Below are 17,476 nucleotides of genomic sequence, written 5' to 3' on the forward strand. Positions count from 1 at the left end.
GTGAACCATCGCCGACTGGCAGCGGCCGCCTTCGCGGCGACCGCTGCCGGTGGCGTGCTCATGGCGGCCGGCTGGTCGGGGCACGGCACCCCGCACACCCCGCCGGACGCCGGCGTCATCCCGGCCGCCTCCGCCCCTCCCGCGGCCGGCTCGTCGCGGCAGTCGCCGCCGGTGTCCGTCCGCGGCCCGCACGGCTTCCACGCTCCGGTGACCCCGGTGGCCGCCACGGCCGACGGAGGGCTGGGGCTGCCGGACGGTGGGGACCGCGGCGGCTGGTGGGCCCTGGGCGCCGCCGCAGGGTCCGCCGAAGGGACGGTGCTCATAGCGGGACACGTCGACACCGCCGCCGGACTGGGCGCGTTCGCGGCCCTGCACCACCTCGCCCCCGGCGAACGGATCGAGGTGATCGGAGCAGACCGGCACACGTACCGCTACACGATCACGGCACGCCGCACCTATCGCAGAGACGCCCTCCCCGCCGACCTTTTCCTCCCCCGCGGCGCTCACCGCATCGCCCTCGTCACCTGTGCCGGGGCCTACGACGAGGACAACCGCCTCTACAGCCACAACCTCGTCCTCTACGGCACCCCCACTCCCGAGCCGATGACACCCGGCGCCGCGGAGCTCCGGAACCTGACCGGGTTTCCCGTGTCATCCCGTGTGACTGGGTAGGCGGGAGGTGACAGCACGGACGGACGAAGGAGGAGGAAGGAGGCGAGGGACGGTGCCGCTCTCCGTTCCGAGGCCACTCCTCGACCGGCCCGGAGCCTTGGGCGACGGTCCACTTCGATCCTCCGCGGCCTGAACCGGCCGGACTCCGATCACTGGAGGTGAGCTGACATGCCCGAGCCGGGCAGCAAGAAGTTCGACAAGCGTCGGGCGGAGCTGCGCAAGGACGCCGAAGACCGCGGCATCCCGGACCGGCACGCCGACGACGACGCCAAGGAGCGGCTCGCGGACGACCCGAAGTGGCGCCCCACGGGACCCCGGACCGAGAGAGGCAGGGGGCCCAAGGGCGAGCGCGAAGGCGGCGACCGCGACCGCTGAGAGACAGCACGGCGGCGCCCCGTCGCCGCAGGAAAGGAAGGCAGGATGGCCGCGACAGCAGTCTCACCGGAGCTGTGGACCGATTTCCACACCGTCGTGAACATGACCTCGCGGGAACTGAGTGACTGGCTCCGCACGCGGGACGCCGGCGAAGTCACGGAGGAGGTGCCGGATCAGGCGGGCAGCGCGACCGGCCGCCGGGTCCTGGAGATCCTCGGCAAGCGCCGTACCGATCTCTCCGACGCGGACATCGAACTGATGCGGCAGGTCGTCGACCAGGTCCGGGAGCAGAGGGGCGAGGACGCGACCCCGAAGCCCGGCGACGCCCCGTGGCGGCATCGGTTGATGGACATCGGCCACGATCCGCTCAAGGCCGCCTGAGCGGCACAACACCGCCCGGTGGCACGTACGGAACGTGCGGCCCGTGAGCCGGGTCGACAGCAACAAGGCAGGTGGGGGCCGCTCGACCGCTCCCCCTGAAGGACATCGCAGAGCAGACCGGGAAGGAAACGAGACCATGGGCGACGCTCAGCAACCGGAAGCACGGCGCAGCGGAAAGGGCGCTGCGACGCCGCAGGAGAGCAGGCACGTCAAGGCCTCCCAGCCGCAGACACCGAAGAAGTCGGGCGGCAAGCCGGAAGACCCCTCGCAGACGGGCGCCCCCACGCCGCCTGAACAGCGCCCCGACCACCCGTAGGGCCCACTGAAGAAGGGCGCCCGCCACGTCCGGGCGCCCTTCGGCATGCCGCGGACCCGGCGCCGCCACCGCCGGGCGATCGGGCTGCCCCGCGCCGACGTCGGGGAAGTGCTGGGTCTCCAGGCGCATGGCGCCGTGGCGTTCGAGGGCGCGCCTCGCGCCGTCGATGAGGGGCCGGCCGACGGGGAGTCACGACGAAGTGGCACTGCGGCACCGTCCTGGCCAAGAACGAGACCGTCAACTACAGCCAGGGCGCCGTCCGTCAGATGACCAAGACCAGCGTCTGCGCGGAAGGCGGTGACTCCGGCGGCGCGTTCATCAGCGGCGATCAGGCCCAGGGAGTCACCTCCGGCGGCTGGGGCAACTGCTCCTCCGGCGGCGAGACCTGGTTCCAGCCCGTCAACGAGATCCTCGGACGCTACGGACTGACCCTCCACACCGCCTGATCACGGGAGGGGGCGCAAGCCGCGCAGGCGGCTCGTGCTCCGGCTCCGACTGCGGCGCCGGCTCGTGCTCCGACTCGGCTCCGGCGCCCGCCGAGGCGCCGCGCCGGGCCGGAGTGCGGCTGCGCCCGTGGTGGGCGGCCCGTCGCGTTCTCAGATGGCGGCGCGAATGGCCCGCTCGAAGCCCTCGACGTGACCCCGGGCGAGCTGCGTCGCCGCGTCCGGGTCACCGGCGACGATCGCCTCGATCAGCGGTCCGTGCTCTTCCACATGGCCGGCCATGTCGGACAGGCGGTCGATGAACAGGCACCAGATGCGGGTGGCCAGGTTGTCGTGGCGGACGAGGGTGTCTTCCAGGTACGGATTGTGCGTCGCGGCATAGATGGCGCGGTGGACCTGAAGGTCCAGGCGCATGAGGTCGGCGGCGTCGTGACGACGGGAATCCGCGCTCGCCAGCTCGCCCCGCAGCGCCGTCAAGGTCGCTCGGTCCGCGGTCGTGGCGCGCCGCGCGGCCTGGGCCGCGGCGAGGGGCTCCAGCTCCTGGCGGACCTCGGAGATGTGGGCGAGATCGATGATGTTGACGTCGGTGGCGAAGGTGCCGCGTCGGGGGTAGGTCGCGATCAGGCGCTCGTACTGGAGCCGCTTGAGCGCCTCGCGCACCGGCGTCCGTCCGACGCCGAGGGACTGCGCCAACTGCTCCTCGTTGATCGGCTCGCCCGGGCGGATCTCGAGCATGACGAGCCGGTCGCGGATGGCGCGGTAGGCGCGTTCGGCGAGGGAGAGTTCCTCGCCCCGGGGCTCGGTCGCCACCTGTTGCATGAGGCCCCCTTGACCTGTTCGGCGTACTCACATACCTTACCGCGGAGGCTGATATATCAGTTGCTCATTAGTCGGCTCTCAGGATGGTGCACAGATGGCAACGAACTCGTCCCCGTCGCTCACCACGCTCACCTCCGCCCTCTCCCGCCCGCTCGGCGAACTCGACCCGGACGTCGCCACGGCGGTGGACGCCGAACTGCGCCGTCAGCTGTCGACCCTCGAGATGATCGCCTCGGAGAACTTCGCCCCCGCCGCCGTCATGGAGGCCCAGGGCTCGGTGCTGACCAACAAGTACGCCGAGGGCTACCCGGGCCGCCGCTACTACGGCGGCTGCGAACACGTCGACGTCATCGAGCAGTTGGCCATCACCCGGGTGAAGGAACTGTTCGGCGCCGAGGCCGCGAACGTGCAGCCGCACTCGGGCGCCCAGGCCAACGCGGCCGCGATGTTCGCGCTGCTCGAACCCGGCGACACGATCCTCGGCCTCGACCTGGCGCACGGCGGTCACCTGACCCACGGCATGCGCCTCAACTACTCCGGCCGGCTCTACAACGTCGTGCCGTACCACGTACGCGAATCCGATCTGCGCATCGACATGGACGAGGTCGAACAGCTCGCCCTCGCCCACCGGCCCAAGATGATCGTCGCCGGCTGGTCCGCCTACCCCCGCCGACTGGACTTCGCCGCGTTCCGGCGGATCGCCGACGCGGTGGGCGCGTACCTGTTGGTGGACATGGCGCACTTCGCCGGACTGGTGGCCGCGGGCCTCCACCCGAGCCCCGTGCCGTACGCCGACGTCGTGACGACCACCACCCACAAGACCCTCGGCGGCCCCCGCGGCGGTGTCATCCTCAGCCGCGCCGACCTGGCCAAGAAGATCAACTCCGCGGTCTTCCCCGGTCAGCAGGGTGGCCCGCTGGAGCACGTCATCGCGGCGAAGGCGGTCGCCTTCAAGGTGGCGGCGAGCGAGGAGTTCAAGGAGCGCCAGCAGCGCACCCTGGACGGCGCCCGCATCCTCGCCGGACGGCTGCTTGCCGACGACGTGGCCGAGGCAGGCATCACGGTGCTGACCGGCGGCACCGAAGTCCACCTGGTCCTCGTCGACCTGCGCAACTCCGTGCTCGACGGGCGGCAGGCCGAGGACCGGCTGCACCGCATCGGCATCACCGTCAACCGCAACGCGGTGCCGTTCGACCCCCGTCCGCCGATGGTCTCGTCGGGGCTGCGGATCGGAACCCCGGCCCTCGCCACCCGGGGCTTCGGCGAGACGGAATTCCGGGAGGTCGCCGACATCATCGCCCAGGCCCTGAAGGACGAGCAGCTCGACGACGAGCGCGCGGGCCTGCTGCGTGACCGCGTCGAGAAGCTCGCCGGCGCCTTCCCCCTCTATCCCCACCTGTCCCCGCAGAACGGAGACGCGGCATGACCGCCGAGCAGCTGCCGGAGCATCCGGACTTCCTCTGGCGCAACCCCGAGCCGCGCTCCTCGTACGACGTCGTCATCGTCGGCGCGGGAGGCCACGGCCTGGCCACCGCCTACTACCTCGCCAAGAACCACGGCATCACCAACGTCGCCGTCCTGGAGAAGGGCTGGCTGGCCGGCGGCAACATGGCGCGCAACACCACCATCATCCGCTCCAACTACCTGTGGGACGAGAGCGCGGCGATGTACGAGCACGCGCTCAAGCTGTGGGAGCGGCTCCCGGAGGAACTGGAGTACGACTTCCTGTTCAGCCAGCGCGGCGTCCTCAACCTCGCGCACACCCTGCAGGACGTCCGCGAGGGCGTGCGCCGCGCCAACGCCAACCGCCTCAACGGGGTCGACGCCGAGTGGCTCGAACCGGACGAGGTCGCCAAGGTCTGCCCCATCCTCAACGTCTCGCCCCGCACCCGCTATCCGGTCCTCGGCGGCACCTTCCAGCCCCGGGCCGGCATCGCCAAGCACGATCATGTCGCCTGGGCACTGGCCCGCCGGGCCGACGAGATGGGCGTCGACCTGATCCAGGGCTGCGAGGTCACCGGCTTCCTCAAGGACGGCGACCGGGTCGTGGGTGTCGAGACCAACCGCGGGCGCATCCTCGCCGGGAGGGTCGGCCTCGCGGCCGCAGGACACAGCAGCGTGCTGGCCGAGCGGGCCGGCGTCCGGCTCCCGGTGCAGTCCCATCCGCTGCAGGCGCTGGTCTCCGAGCTGCACGAGCCGGTGCACCCCACCGTGGTGATGTCGAACCACGTGCACGTCTACGTCTCCCAGGCGCACAAGGGCGAACTGGTGATGGGCGCGGGGGTCGACTCCTACAACGGCTACGGGCAGCGCGGCTCGTTCCATGTGATCGAGCAGCAGATGGCCGCCGCCGTCGAGCTGTTCCCGGTCTTCGCCCGCGCGCACGTGCTGCGCACCTGGGGCGGCATCGTCGACGTCACCCCGGACGCCTCCCCGATCATCGGCGCCACCCCCGTCGAGAACCTGTACGTCAACTGCGGCTGGGGCACCGGCGGATTCAAGGCCACCCCGGCCGCCGGCTGGACCTTCGCCCACACCATCGCCACGGGCGAGCCGCATCCGCTGAACGCCCCCTTCGCCCTCGACCGTTTCGCGACGGGTGCGTTGATCGACGAACACGGCGCCGCAGCCGTGGCCCACTGAGAGCCTGTGGAGAGAAGGACACGTGCTGCTGATCAGCTGCCCATGGTGCGGTCCCCGTGACGAGACCGAGTACCACTACGGGGGACAGGCCCACGTCCCCTACCCCGAGACCCCCTCGGACCTCGACGACCGGCAATGGGCCGAGTACGTCTTCTACCGCGACAACGCCAAGGGCCCCTTCGCGGAGCGGTGGATGCACAGCACCGGCTGCCGCCGCTGGTTCAACGTCCTGCGCGACACCGTCACCAACGAGGTGCTCGCCGCCTACCGGCTCGACGAGCCGCGCCCCGAACTGCCCCAGGCCGGAGGGAACCGATGACCGACCAGCAATTCCGGCTCCGGCAAGGAGGCCGCATCGACCGCGGCACCGTGCTGCGGTTCACTGTCGACGGGCGGGAACTGACCGGCCACCCCGGAGACACCGTCGCCTCGGCCCTGCTGGCGAACGGGATCACCGAGGCCGCCCCCTCGCTCTACCGCGGCCGCCCGCGCGGCATCGTCGCCGCAGGCGTCGAGGAGCCCAACGCCCTGCTGCAGATCGACGGCCCGTGCTCGGAGGGCATGCTCCCGGCGACGACGGTGGAGCTGTACGACGGCCTCTGCGCCACGACGCTGTCCGGGATGGGCCGACTCGACCCGACCCCCGATCCCGCCGTCTACGACAAGAAGTACGTCCACACCGACGTCCTGGTCGTCGGCGCGGGCCCGGCCGGCCTCGCCGCCGCCGCCGCTGCCGCCGGTTCCGGCGCCCGGGTGATCCTCCTCGACGACCAGCCCGAGCCGGGCGGTTCACTGCTCTCCTGCCGTACCGAGAGGGCCGGCGCGCAGACCGCCCTCGCGTGGGTCGCCGAAGCCCGCGCGGTGCTCGACGCCGCCCCCGAGGCCGTCGTCCTGCAGCGCACCACGGCCTTCGGCAGCTACGACGACAACTATGTGCTGGCCCTGCAGCGGCGTACCGACCACCTCGGAGCCGACGCCCCCGCACCGTCCGCAGGCGTCTCCCGCCAGCGCCTGTGGCACATCCGGGCCCGCCAGGTGGTCCTGGCGACCGGCGCGCACGAGCGTCCGCTGGTCTTCGCCGGCAACGACCGGCCCGGCGTGATGCTCGCCGCGGCCGTGCGCTCGTACCTCAACCGGTACGCCGTGGCTCCGGGCTCGCGGGCCGTGGTGAGCACGACCAACGACAGCGCCTACGACACGGTCGCCGACCTCCACGCCGCCGGCATCGACATCGCCGGCGTCGTGGACGCGCGCCCCGAGCTTTCCCCCCGGGCCGCCGAGGTCGCCGCGGCGACTGGCGCGCGGGTCCTGACGGGCAGTGCCGTGGTCGACACCGCGGGCGTCGGCCGCCTCACCGGCGTCACCGTCCAGGCCCTCGACGAGAACGGTCGACTCACCGGCGAACCGGAGTCCTTCGGCTGCGACCTGCTCGCCGTCTCCGGCGGGTGGAGCCCGGTGGTGCACCTGCACAGCCAGCGCCAGGGGCGACTGCGCTGGGACGAGGACCTGGTCGCCTTCGTCCCCGAAGGCACCGTACGGAACCAGCACGTCGTCGGCGCTGCCCGCGGGACCTACGACCTCGACGGCTGTCTCGCCGAGGGGGCGCGGGCCGGTGCGCTGGCCGCGACGGACGCCGGGTTCCCGGTTCCCGTACCGCCGTCCGGCGACGCGCGGTCCGGAGCCGGCCTGGTGCGCGCACTGTGGCTGGTGCCCGCGCCCGGCACAAGCCCCGGCATCAGCCCGGGCACCAGCCCGGGCGGCGAATCCGACGGCGAACCCGGCAGCGAATCCGACGGCGAACCCGGCAGCGAATCCGACGGCGAACCCGGCAGCGAATCCGACGGCGGTCCCGGCAGCGAATCCGGCGGCAGTCCCGGCAGCGGTCCCGGCGGCTGGGACACTCACTTCGTCGACCTGCAGCGCGACGTCACGGTCGCCGATGTCTGGCGGTCCACCGGCGCCGGCATGCGCGGTGTCGAGCACGTCAAGCGCTACACCTCCCTCGGCACCGCCAACGATCAGGGCAAGACGTCCGGCGTCAACGCGATCGGTGTGATCGCCGAGGCGCTCGGCGCGGGAGCATCCCCCGGCGAGATCGGCACCACGGCCTACCGCGCGCCGTACACGCCGGTGGCGTTCGCCGCCCTGGCCGGGCGCGAGCGCGGCGAGCTGTTCGATCCCGAGCGCACGACCTCCGTCCACAGCTGGCACGTGGCGCACGGCGCGGAGTTCGAGGACGTCGGGCAGTGGAAGCGCCCTCGGCACTACCCCCGGCCCGGCGAGGACATGGACACCGCAGTGGCCCGCGAGTGCCGTGCGGCCCGTGACGGAGTGGCGTTCATGGACGCCTCCACCCTCGGCAAGATCGAGATCTGGGGCGCGGACGCGGGCGAGTTCCTCAACCGCGTCTACACCAACGCGTTCAAGAAGCTCAAGCCCGGCCTCGCCCGCTACGGCGTGATGTGCAAGCCGGACGGGATGATCTTCGACGACGGTGTGACGCTGCGCCTCGACGACAACCGCTACTTCATGACCACCACGACCGGCGGCGCGGCCGGCGTCCTGGACTGGCTGGAGGAGTGGCTGCAGACCGAGTGGCCCGAACTCGACGTCCGCTGCACCTCGGTGACCGAGCAGTGGACGACGATCGCCGTCGTCGGTCCCAGGTCGCGCCAGGTCGTCGGCCGGCTCGCGCCCGACCTCGACCTGTCCGCCGAGGCGTTCCCCTTCATGGCCTTCCGCGAGACCACCCTGGCCTCCGGTGTCCCGGCCCGCATCTGCCGGATCTCCTTCTCCGGCGAACTCGCCTACGAGATCAATGTCTCGGCCTGGTACGGCCTGGCCGTCTGGGAGCAGGTGTACGAGGCCGGGCAGCCGTACGGCATCACCCCGTACGGCACCGAGACCATGCACGTCCTGCGCGCCGAGAAGGGCTACATCATCGTCGGCCAGGACACCGACGGCACCGTCACCCCACAGGACGCGGGCATGTCCTGGGTGGTCTCCAAGCAGAAGGACTTCATCGGAAAGCGGTCCCACTCCCGCGCCGACACGTCCCGCGCCGACCGCAAGCAGCTGGTCGGCCTGCTGCCGAGCGATCGCACCACCCGGCTGCCGGAGGGCACGCAGCTCATCGCGCCGGGCGTGCCCCTCACCCCCGAGGCCGGACCGGTGCCGATGCTCGGGCACGTCACCTCCAGCTACCACAGCCCGGCCCTCGGCCGCCCCTTCGCCCTCGCCCTCGTGGCCGACGGGCGCGCCCGGATCGGCGAGACCCTGCTCGCTCCGGTGGGCGAGGACCTGGTGCCCGTCGAAGTCGCCGACTTCGTCCTCTACGACCCCGAAGGGACCAAGCGAGATGGCTGAGCCGACGATCGACGCAGGCGCAGGCGCAGGCGCAGGCGCAGGGACGGGCGCGGGCGCGGGCCGGGGCGCCGGGACGGGCGCGGACGCGGTGGCCCTGCGCACCAGCCCCCTGGCCCATCTGGCGGAGCGGATGCGCGCCGCCGGCGTCACCGGCGCCCGCGGCGTCACGCTCACCGAGTGGCCGTTCCTCACCATGGTGAACCTGCGCGTCGATCCCGCTTCCGAAGCGGCCGACCGCATCGAGAAGACCCTGGGCGCCCCGCTCCCGCGCCAGTGCGGCCACACCACCACGTGGGGTCCGCAAACGGTCCTCTGGCTCGGCCCCGACGAGTGGCTCGTGCTGTCCCAGGCCGACAATGCCGCCGTCGCCGCGGAGTTGCGGGAGGCGCTCGGCGCAGACCCGGGCTCGGTGGTGGACGTCTCGGCGAACCGCACCACGCTGGAACTGAGCGGCCCGGCCGCCCGGGCGGTGCTGGAGAAGGGCTGCCCGCTGGACCTGCATCCCCGGGCCTTCGGCCCCGGCCAGGCGGTGTCGACCACGGTGGGACCTGTTGCCGTGCTGCTCTGGCAGGTCGACGACGTACCGACGTACCGGCTGTTCCCTCGCTCTTCGTTCGCCGACTACCTGGCGCGCTGGCTCATCGACGCCATGAGCGAGTATCGCGCCCCGGAGGTCCCCTGATGGCGTTGAGCGCGTTCGATCTGTACTCGGTCGGCATCGGCCCTTCCTCCTCCCACACGGTGGGGCCGATGCGGGCGGCCCGGCGCTTCGTCGGGCTCCTCGACGGCGAGGGCCTGCTGCCCACCGTCAGCCGAGTGCGGGCCGAACTGTTCGGGTCGCTCGGCGCGACCGGCCACGGGCACGGCTCGGACAAGGCCGTCGTCCTCGGCCTGGAGGACGAGGATCCCGCCACCGTGGACACCGAACGGGCCGACGCCCGGGTGGCGGAGGTGCGCGACAGCAACACCCTGCTCCTGGCGGGCAAGCACCGGATCGGCTTCGACAGCGATGCCGACCTGGTACTGCACCGGCGCACGTCGCTGCCCGAACACCCCAACGGCATGGTGTTCCACGCCTTCGCCGACGACGGCCGGGTGCTCGGCAAGCGGACCTACTACTCCGTGGGGGGCGGCTTCGTCGTCGACGAGGCCGCCACCGGCGCCGACCGTGTCGTGGCGGACACCACACGCGTGCCCTTCCCCTTCGACTCGGCAGCCGAACTGCTCGCGCACTGCGCTCGGGAAGGCCTCGCCATCAGCGACATCATGCTCGCCAACGAACAGGCCTGGCGCCCCGAGGCCGACGTACGGGCGGGACTGCTGCACCTGTGGTCGGTCATGCAGGAATGTGTGGAGCGCGGATGCCGCCGAGAACGAGAAGGGGTGCTGCCGGGCGGCCTGCGGGTGCCACGCCGGGCACCGGCGCTGCACCAGGACCTGACCGCGAGGACCGGGGGCCGAGACCCGCTGGAGGTCATGGACTGGGTGAACCTGTTCGCCCTGGCCGTCAACGAGGAGAACGCCTCCGGCGGCCGCATCGTGACCGCCCCGACCAACGGGGCGGCCGGCATCATCCCCGCCGTACTGCACTACTACGCGCGGTTCGTACCCGGCGCCGACGACGACGGCGTGGTGCGCTTCCTGCTGACCGCCGCCGCGATCGGCATCCTTTTCAAGCAGAACGCCTCCCTCTCCGGCGCCGAGGTCGGCTGCCAGGGCGAGGTCGGCTCGGCCTGCTCCATGGCGGCCGGAGCCCTGTGCGAGGTCCTCGGTGGCACACCGGCGCAGGTCGAGAACGCCGCCGAGGTCGGTATCGAACACAATCTGGGGCTCACCTGCGATCCGGTCGGCGGCCTGGTCCAGATCCCCTGCATCGAGCGCAACGCCGTCGCCGGCAACAAGGCGATCAACGCGGCGCGGCTCGCCCTGGCCGGTGACGGCACGCACAAGGTCAGCCTGGACAAGGCGATCAAGACCATGCGCGACACCGGCCGGGACATGAAGGTCAAGTACAAGGAGACCGCCCGCGGCGGCCTCGCCGTCAACGTCATCGAATGCTGACACCATGACTGATTCCCCGGCTTCCGCCACGTCCCCCGCCCCTTCGCCGACCGACCCCGCCACGGCGCCGGTCGACCCCGCCACGGCGCCGGTCGAGCACGTCCTCACCCTCGACTGCCCCGAGGCGCCCGGCATCGTCCATGCCGTCTCGCGGTTCCTGGTCGAGCACGGCAGCGACATCATCGACAACCAGCAGTTCGGCGACCGCCGAGACGGCCACTTCTTCATGCGGGTGCACTTCGCCGCCTCCGGCAGCGAGAACACCACGCAGCCCCTGCGCCGCGACTTCGCCGCCGTGGCGGCCCCCTTCGCCATGCGATGGCACCTCGAACCGGTCACCACCCGGCGCCGCGTGCTGGTCATGGTGTCGCGCTACGGCCACTGCCTCAACGACCTGCTCTACCGCACGCGCAGCGGCGACCTGCCCATCGACGTGGTCGCGGTGGTCTCCAACCACCGCGACCACGAGGCACTCGTCGCCTGGCACGGCATCCCGTTCTTCCACGTACCGGTCACCGCGGCGACCAAACCGGGGGCCGAAGCCCGACTCCTGGAGATCGTCGACTCGTTCGACGTCGACCTGGTGGTCCTGGCGCGCTACATGCAGGTGCTCTCCGACGACCTCTGCACCCGACTGGCCGGCCGGGCGATCAACATCCACCACTCGTTCCTGCCGAGCTTCAAGGGAGCCAAGCCCTACCACCAGGCCCACGACCGCGGCGTCAAACTCGTCGGCGCGACGGCCCACTATGTCACCGCCGACCTCGACGAAGGCCCGATCATCGCCCAGGAGGTCATCCCCGTCGACCACAGCCACACCGCCGCCGACCTGGCCGCCATCGGCCGCGACGCGGAGTCGGCAGCCCTGGCCCGAGCGGTCCGCTGGCACTGCGAAGGCCGCGTGTTCGTCCAGGGCAGACGCACGGCGGTCCTGCGCTGAACGTCCGGACGACGAGCGACGCTCAGGTCGTCCGCGCCCTGGTCGTACAGGGCGCGGACAGGATCTGGGGTACGTCGCTGAGGGCCGGCCCCGCTGCGCAGCGGTGAGGGTCGTGGCACCATGTCGCTCTTCGGTTGGGGAGTGGAGACAGATGCCGGTGCTGATGACGGGCTTCGACCAGTGTGAGCGGCTCATGTGGGCGGGCCGGGGATCTGCCTATGCCGAAAGCTTCGCCAGGCTGTGCGCGTATCCGGTGCCGCAGCTGCTCGATGCCGCCGAGGTCGGGCCGGGCGTGCGGATGCTCGATGTCGGAACTGGCCCCGGTACCGCCGCCGCGGCCGCATGCGCCCGGGGCGCGATGGTGACAGCTGTGGATGCCGAGCCGACCATGGTCGAGTTGGCCAAGCAGGCCCTCCCTGCTGTTGACGTTCACGTGGCCGCGCTTCCTGACCTTCCTTTCGAAGACGGAGAGTTCGACGCCGTCGTGGCCAACTTCGTGCTGAACCATGTGGGTCGGCCCAAGATCGCTCTGGCCGAGCTACGCCGTGTCGTGAGGCCGAACGGCTGGATCGCGCTGACCATATGGGCGGCGCCGCCGGCCCCCGGACAGGCGCTGCTAGGCCGAGCGATCCAGGCCGCTGGAGCCGTGCGTCCACCCCACCTGCCGGCAGGATTGGCCCCGGAAGAGGACTTTCCCCGCGACGAGAGCGGTCTGACGGGCCTGATGGATGCTGCGGGTCTGCGGGAGACGAGGTGTGAGAGCTTGCGCTGGGACCACCGCGCTACCGCCGAAGAGTGGTGGAGCGGTCCGGCGGCCGGCGTGGCGTTCGGCGGCCAGATGGTGCAGAGCCAGAATCCGTTGATCCGCGCGGAGATCAAGCGCAACTTCGATCGATTCAGCTCCGCGTTCGCCGATGAAGACGGTGTACTGACGCTGCCGCATGCGGCTCTGCTGGCCCGTGCTCGTCGCTGATCACCGCCGGGCAGAGCCAGCTCGGGCATCAGGTGCGGCTCGCGGTGCAGTCCGCGGGGGTGGGTCGGCCGGTCGGCCAGGCGAGGCCGACGAAGCGGATACGGCCCGGTGCGTCGGGGGCGAGTTCCACCACGGAGACCGCCTTGTTGTAGGGGTTGCCGTAGTTGTCCAGGCAGATCCAGCCGCTGGCGCCGTCGACCTTGCCCATGCCGTGCAGCCGCAGCCACGAGTCGCTGATGCGGCTGAGGGTGGGGATGACGGGGTCGCCGTCGTCGCGCATCCGGATGGCGGTGATCGCGGTGAGACCGGCGTCGTAGAACGTGATCGTCCGCGAGTCGATGAGTTCCACCGGGCCGATCTTTCCGACCTCCTTACTGGTCGCCAGCTCGGCCAGGGTGCGGTACGCGGCGGCGGAGCCGCCGGTGGCCGGCGCCTTCGGACCGGTCCAGGCATCGGGGTGGGCGACGGCGGCGTACTGGAGGGTCACGCCCTTGCGGAAGGCGTCCCAGTCGAGGAGCTTGTCCGAGGAGAGGGTGGAGGCGCCGGAGCCGGTGATCACGGTGTACTTCTTCTCGGTGCAGCCCCGGTTGCCCAGTTCGTTGACGAACTGCCGTAGCTGGACAGGCCGCCCGGCGAAGTAGATGACCTTGGCGGCCGAGGTGCAGATGGTGTCGACCATCTGGTCGAAGGCGTTGGCGGTGGTGCCTTCCTCGTGGAACTCGTCGGGCGCGCGGTACTGCTCGGGTGCGCGGGGCGATCCCTGGGTCCGTTCGGCGAAGGCCCGCTTGAGCGCGTCGACGTAGTTGTCACCGGTGCGGATGTCCTCGACCACCAGGGTGTGCTTGGGGTCGATGCCCTTGTTGAAGTGGGACAGGGCCTTCGCCTGGTCGGTGGTCGTGGGTACGACCCGGGCGAGGCCCGGATACGCATTCGGCCGCTCGGGGCTGTTGCCCGAGTCGTCGGCGGTGATGGGACCGCCGACGACGGGAATGCCGCGCTCCCGGGTGAGGTAGCCGATGGCGGCCTGGGTGGTGGCGGTCGAGACGTCGAAGCCGATCACGGCCCGGAGGTTGTCGCCCGTGGACTCCGACATGGCGCCGAGCTGTTCGGCGACGGGCCTCCAGTGCGCGTGGCTGCGGCCGGGGTTGGCGAGCAGCAGCCGTATCGACGGCTTCTTGCTGTTGGAGTCGTGGTTGGCGCGGTACTGCGCGAGGTACGCGCCCTGCACCTCGTGGAGCGTCTTGCTCTGTTCGAAAGCCTGCGCCGGTGCCATCGGCAGCATCACGGCGACGGAGACGTGCGGTTCGTTCTTGATCCGCTCGTTCTCCGCCTTGATCCGGGCGCTGACCTCCTTGAGGTTGTCCGCGAAGACGAAACTGCCGTCGGTGACGCCCGTGCATTCCCGGGCGCCTTCGGGGCCGCGTTCCTCGATGCCCTTGCCGCATGCCGGGTCCGGCCCGAAGACGACGATCCCGGTCCACACGGCGGCGCCGAGCACGGCCAGGGCGACGACGAGGGCGGCCGCCTTGGTGAGCGGCCCGCCGGGGAGTCTTGCGATGAACGACGTCATGACGCGGCGCCTTCCTGGAGGACGGAGACGGGCAGATCGGGAGCCTGTGTTCCGGCCCGCAGACGGGCGGGCCAGGCGGCGGACGCCTCGCGGTAGGCGGCGTGCGCGGCCTTGTTGCCGTACAGCGTCTCCAGCGCGATGCGGACGGTGGTCAGTTCGTCCTCGCGCGGTGCGAGGGTCAGCGGGTCGGACAGCCGCCACAGCAGGGGTACGAGGGACGCGACGGCGTCGTGGTGCGGGCCGGGGGCGCCGCTGCCGCAGGCCGTGCACGACAGCGTGGGGCTCCCGGCCGGCGGCTCGTAGCCCTCGCGTGGGTGGGGCGCGGCGCAGATCAGGTTGAGTGCGGTCAGCCATTCGCCGGGCGGGGCAACGGTGAACCGGTGGTGCAGAACGCTGACCACCTCCTCCACCCGACCCAGTGCCAGCGTGTGGTGCAGATAGGTGTCACTGCGCGGGTCGCACAGAGAGCGCAGGCGCAGCTGTGTGTCGCGCCAGCGCTCATGGGTGGTGGTGGCGGCCAGCCGGTGCCGCAGCAGCAGATCGAGGGCACGGTCGCCGTCGAGACAGGAGCGGATCCGGTAGTCGTCGGCCTCGTGGACGCGGGCGGCGACCAGCTCCTCGGAGTGGTCCTCGGGATGGGCGTACGCCCACAGGGCGCGCCGAGTGCCCACGTCGGCCGCCGCGGAGAGCAGGACCAAGCGCTCCCGCATCACGGGATCGGGCAGCAGTTTCGCGAGGAGCGTGGGTGCGGCGTCGTCGAGGAGTTCCCCGCTGCGTATCGTGCCCGCTTCCTCGACACGGCGCACGGCCGCGTCCGCCAGAATGCGGGCGCTCGCCGCGCGGCCGCCGCTGTACCGGGCGACGACGCGGGGCAGATGGTCGGGGTAGTCGACGCGGCTGAGCATCTCCGCGATGTGGGCCCGTTCGATGGCGGGGATGCCCAGCACCAGGGGCCGGGCCTGCGGTACGGCGTCGCCGCCGACCTCGGTCAGTGGTGGGTGCCGGTTGCCCTTGCCGAGCAGGGTGGCGAGGACGGCGGGACGCGTGGGGGTCCTGCCCGGCGCGCCGAGTCCGGAGTCGAGCAGGTCCAGGAAGGTGTGTCCGACGCCGGTGTGGGCGTTGTCGAGGAGCAGCAGCGGTCGGGGCTTCTTGTTGAGCCGGCGCAGAGCGCCGTAGTTGGCGTCGATGTCGTCGAGGAGGGCGGCGACGAGGTGTTCCTCGGCGGTGCGTCTGCGGTCGTCGAGCCTGCGGAAGCCACGGACGAACTGGAAGAGCCGTTGCAGCGAGTCGCCCTGGTAGCCCTGGGAGCGGTGCAGCCGTCCGCCCCACCAGGCGAGCGCGCCCTTGTCCGGTTCGCTTCTGACCAGCTGCGCCCGTGCGGTGTCGAGGACGATCCCGGCGATGGTGTCGAGGCCGGGGACGGCGGACAGGACCAGCGGGAGATTGTCCGTGACGACGTCGAACCAACGGCCCAGGCTCTCCCTGCGGCGCCGCACGTCGGGGTCCTCGGCGGTGATGAGGGTCCGCAGATCGGCCTCCGCCCGCCGCAGGTCGGGCGGGCGCACATCGGTCTCGTCGCTGTTCAGCGGGCGCCACGCGGTGACGACGAGGAGGCCGAGCGACAGCCGCGGGAAGGTCATCTGCTTGCCGAAACGGCGTACCTCCAGACCGAGTTTGTAGGCGAGGAGATACAGCAGGTAGGTGATGCGGGAGGCGTTGGGGACGTCGCCGTCGCCGTCGGCGACGCCGGGCTCGCCGAATCCCGGCGCCCCGAGGTCGACCCGCGCGAGCGGCACCCGGCCGTTGTACGCGTCATGGACGGCGCCCAGCAGGGCGGTCTTGCCGCTCCCGCGTCCGCCGACGATCCGTACCACGGGCGCGCCCTCGGGATAGGCGAAGGGAACCTGGTACCCGTCCTTGTGATGCAGCCCCACCAGCCGGGGGACAAATCCCTCCTGCAGGGCCTGCTGACCGTACAGTCTCCCGCTCATGGCGCTCCCCGTCTCCCCCTGCCAGCCACGCATCAAGAGATCAACTCGTCCTGCTCAGCGGGAACTTACCCGAGATGCGCCTGCTCGGCAGCGGGGTTGGCGAAGAACACCGTCCTGGGACGGTGCCGGAGGAACGTACGGCCGCGTCCTCGACCACGGCCTGCCAGGAGGGCGCTATCCAGCCAAACGATTGACGCGCACCTGACAATTCAACATCCCTGTGGGACTCTCCTGGCCCCACCCGGATCCGCGCGCGACCCCGCCTGTCGGACGCGGACGCGGGCTCCACTCACACCCCCACAAGGACGTGGCAGAAGGAGCGACATGAGGCACATATCGAAACTCTCGTGCGTCACCGCCTTGATCATCGCAGCCACCGCCGCAGCATCCACGGCGGCGACCGCCTCAGGACCCACCGCCGACCAGCAGGTCGACGGCGTGATCGTGGTCGCGGGCAACACCTGCACCTGGACCAACGCCCGGACCAGCGCCAACCCGCCCGCCGCGCTGACCATCGACCGCGCCACCATCAACAAGCCGGGCGGCAACCTCAGCTGCAGCGGAAGCATCACCGCCGCCCTCAACAACAACCCCACGGTCACCTTCGACGACGCGGCGGGCAGCGCGAAGGCCGACGTCATCGACATCACGGGCCAGCAGAGCGGCATCTCCTGCCGCTACAAGGCGACGAACGTCCTGTGGAAGCGTGACGGCACCACCCGCAAGTATCTGAACCAGGCGTTCACCGCGGCGAAGACCTCCGGCAGCTTCCTCTGCCCGGGCTCGGTCACCACCGCGGCCGGCGACGCCTCCCTGCTCTTCCACTGACACCGACACCGACACCGACACGGCGTCGGGCCCGATACCGTGCCGCCGCCGGCAGAACCCCGCCGGCGGCGGCGCTCGTACGCTCGGCGCCGGCCCCA

The 17,476-nt window shown here is 71.4% G+C and carries 16 protein-coding genes and 1 pseudogene; 14 read left to right on the top strand and 3 right to left on the bottom strand.

The window, feature by feature from the left end:
* From J7E93_RS31170 to J7E93_RS31190, 5 genes and pseudogenes are all read left to right on the top strand, one after another.
* Positions 1–672, top strand: coding sequence for a class F sortase (locus tag J7E93_RS31170; protein WP_215073374.1), 672 nt, complete (start codon positions 1–3; stop codon positions 670–672).
* Positions 673–840: 168 nt separating this feature from the next.
* Positions 841–1,047 (top strand): hypothetical protein, encoded by a 207-nt coding sequence (locus tag J7E93_RS31175; protein WP_215073375.1) that lies wholly within the window; start codon positions 841–843, stop codon positions 1,045–1,047.
* A 45-nt stretch (positions 1,048–1,092) separates the two neighbouring features.
* The gene (locus J7E93_RS31180) at positions 1,093–1,428 is read left to right on the top strand and encodes a DUF3140 domain-containing protein (RefSeq protein ID WP_215073376.1); all 336 of its coding nucleotides are present in this window, start codon (positions 1,093–1,095) and stop codon (positions 1,426–1,428) included.
* A gap of 136 nt (positions 1,429–1,564) precedes the next feature.
* Positions 1,565–1,744, top strand: a complete 180-nt coding sequence (locus J7E93_RS31185; protein ID WP_215073377.1) for a hypothetical protein — start codon at positions 1,565–1,567, stop codon at positions 1,742–1,744.
* A 179-nt stretch (positions 1,745–1,923) separates the two neighbouring features.
* Positions 1,924–2,190, top strand: a pseudogene (locus J7E93_RS31190) (S1 family peptidase); the annotation flags it as partial.
* A 150-nt stretch (positions 2,191–2,340) separates the two neighbouring features.
* Here the strand turns inward: J7E93_RS31190 and J7E93_RS31195 are convergent.
* Positions 2,341–3,006 (bottom strand): GntR family transcriptional regulator, encoded by a 666-nt coding sequence (locus J7E93_RS31195; RefSeq protein ID WP_215073378.1) that lies wholly within the window; start codon positions 3,004–3,006, stop codon positions 2,341–2,343.
* Between the two features lie 94 nt (positions 3,007–3,100).
* On the opposite strand from J7E93_RS31195, the gene glyA reads away from it, so the two are divergent.
* The 8 genes from glyA to J7E93_RS31235 all read left to right on the top strand — a co-directional run bounded on the left by glyA (position 3,101) and on the right by J7E93_RS31235 (position 12,989).
* The gene (gene glyA, locus J7E93_RS31200) at positions 3,101–4,432 is read left to right on the top strand and encodes a serine hydroxymethyltransferase (RefSeq protein ID WP_215073379.1); all 1,332 of its coding nucleotides are present in this window, start codon (positions 3,101–3,103) and stop codon (positions 4,430–4,432) included.
* Positions 4,429–5,649 carry a sarcosine oxidase subunit beta family protein gene (locus tag J7E93_RS31205; protein ID WP_215073380.1) on the top strand — a complete coding sequence of 407 codons (1,221 nt, stop codon included), beginning with the start codon at positions 4,429–4,431 and terminating at the stop codon, positions 5,647–5,649. The genes glyA and J7E93_RS31205 overlap by 4 nt, the downstream gene beginning before the upstream one ends.
* 22 nt (positions 5,650–5,671) lie before the next feature.
* On the top strand, positions 5,672–5,968 hold the full coding sequence (locus tag J7E93_RS31210) for a sarcosine oxidase subunit delta (protein ID WP_215073381.1): 297 nt from the start codon (positions 5,672–5,674) through the stop codon (positions 5,966–5,968).
* Positions 5,965–9,015, top strand: coding sequence for a 2Fe-2S iron-sulfur cluster-binding protein (locus J7E93_RS31215; RefSeq protein WP_215073382.1), 3,051 nt, complete (start codon positions 5,965–5,967; stop codon positions 9,013–9,015). The genes J7E93_RS31210 and J7E93_RS31215 overlap by 4 nt, the downstream gene beginning before the upstream one ends.
* Complete coding sequence (locus J7E93_RS31220; protein WP_215073383.1) at positions 9,008–9,697, top strand: sarcosine oxidase subunit gamma; 690 nt, start codon at positions 9,008–9,010, stop codon at positions 9,695–9,697. The genes J7E93_RS31215 and J7E93_RS31220 overlap by 8 nt, the downstream gene beginning before the upstream one ends.
* Positions 9,697–11,076: an L-serine ammonia-lyase gene (locus J7E93_RS31225; protein ID WP_215073384.1), complete on the top strand. Its 1,380-nt coding sequence runs from the start codon at positions 9,697–9,699 to the stop codon at positions 11,074–11,076. The genes J7E93_RS31220 and J7E93_RS31225 overlap by 1 nt, the downstream gene beginning before the upstream one ends.
* 4 nt (positions 11,077–11,080) lie before the next feature.
* Positions 11,081–12,016, top strand: coding sequence for a formyltetrahydrofolate deformylase (gene purU / locus J7E93_RS31230; protein ID WP_215073385.1), 936 nt, complete (start codon positions 11,081–11,083; stop codon positions 12,014–12,016).
* Between the two features lie 163 nt (positions 12,017–12,179).
* Positions 12,180–12,989: a class I SAM-dependent methyltransferase gene (locus J7E93_RS31235; RefSeq protein WP_215073401.1), complete on the top strand. Its 810-nt coding sequence runs from the start codon at positions 12,180–12,182 to the stop codon at positions 12,987–12,989.
* Positions 12,990–13,017: 28 nt separating this feature from the next.
* Here the strand turns inward: J7E93_RS31235 and J7E93_RS31240 are convergent, their stop codons facing one another.
* Positions 13,018–14,559, bottom strand: a complete 1,542-nt coding sequence (locus J7E93_RS31240) for an ABC transporter substrate-binding protein (protein WP_215073386.1) — start codon at positions 14,557–14,559, stop codon at positions 13,018–13,020.
* Positions 14,556–16,550, bottom strand: a complete 1,995-nt coding sequence (locus J7E93_RS31245; RefSeq protein WP_215073387.1) for a hypothetical protein — start codon at positions 16,548–16,550, stop codon at positions 14,556–14,558. The genes J7E93_RS31240 and J7E93_RS31245 overlap by 4 nt, the downstream gene beginning before the upstream one ends.
* 324 nt (positions 16,551–16,874) lie before the next feature.
* Between J7E93_RS31245 and J7E93_RS31250 the strand changes: the two genes are divergently transcribed.
* Positions 16,875–17,378, top strand: a complete 504-nt coding sequence (locus J7E93_RS31250) for a hypothetical protein (RefSeq protein WP_215073388.1) — start codon at positions 16,875–16,877, stop codon at positions 17,376–17,378.
* Positions 17,379–17,476 lie beyond the last annotated feature (98 nt).

The organism is Streptomyces sp. ISL-36, assembly GCF_018614205.1.
Taxonomy (GTDB): domain Bacteria; phylum Actinomycetota; class Actinomycetes; order Streptomycetales; family Streptomycetaceae; genus Streptomyces.

Bases quoted from the DNA above. Each gene is read 5' to 3' on its own strand.
- J7E93_RS31175 (WP_215073375.1), top strand. From the start codon at position 841: ATGCCCGAGCCGGGCAGCAAGAAGTTCGACAAGCGTCGGGCGGAGCTG.
- J7E93_RS31180 (WP_215073376.1), top strand. From the start codon at position 1,093: ATGGCCGCGACAGCAGTCTCACCGGAGCTGTGGACCGATTTCCACACC.
- J7E93_RS31185 (WP_215073377.1), top strand. From the start codon at position 1,565: ATGGGCGACGCTCAGCAACCGGAAGCACGGCGCAGCGGAAAGGGCGCT.
- J7E93_RS31195 (WP_215073378.1), bottom strand. From the start codon at position 3,006: ATGCAACAGGTGGCGACCGAGCCCCGGGGCGAGGAACTCTCCCTCGCC.
- glyA (WP_215073379.1), top strand. From the start codon at position 3,101: ATGGCAACGAACTCGTCCCCGTCGCTCACCACGCTCACCTCCGCCCTC.
- J7E93_RS31205 (WP_215073380.1), top strand. From the start codon at position 4,429: ATGACCGCCGAGCAGCTGCCGGAGCATCCGGACTTCCTCTGGCGCAAC.
- J7E93_RS31215 (WP_215073382.1), top strand. From the start codon at position 5,965: ATGACCGACCAGCAATTCCGGCTCCGGCAAGGAGGCCGCATCGACCGC.
- J7E93_RS31220 (WP_215073383.1), top strand. From the start codon at position 9,008: ATGGCTGAGCCGACGATCGACGCAGGCGCAGGCGCAGGCGCAGGCGCA.
- J7E93_RS31225 (WP_215073384.1), top strand. From the start codon at position 9,697: ATGGCGTTGAGCGCGTTCGATCTGTACTCGGTCGGCATCGGCCCTTCC.
- purU (WP_215073385.1), top strand. From the start codon at position 11,081: ATGACTGATTCCCCGGCTTCCGCCACGTCCCCCGCCCCTTCGCCGACC.
- J7E93_RS31235 (WP_215073401.1), top strand. From the start codon at position 12,180: ATGACGGGCTTCGACCAGTGTGAGCGGCTCATGTGGGCGGGCCGGGGA.
- J7E93_RS31240 (WP_215073386.1), bottom strand. From the start codon at position 14,559: ATGACGTCGTTCATCGCAAGACTCCCCGGCGGGCCGCTCACCAAGGCG.
- J7E93_RS31245 (WP_215073387.1), bottom strand. From the start codon at position 16,550: ATGAGCGGGAGACTGTACGGTCAGCAGGCCCTGCAGGAGGGATTTGTC.
- J7E93_RS31250 (WP_215073388.1), top strand. From the start codon at position 16,875: ATGAGGCACATATCGAAACTCTCGTGCGTCACCGCCTTGATCATCGCA.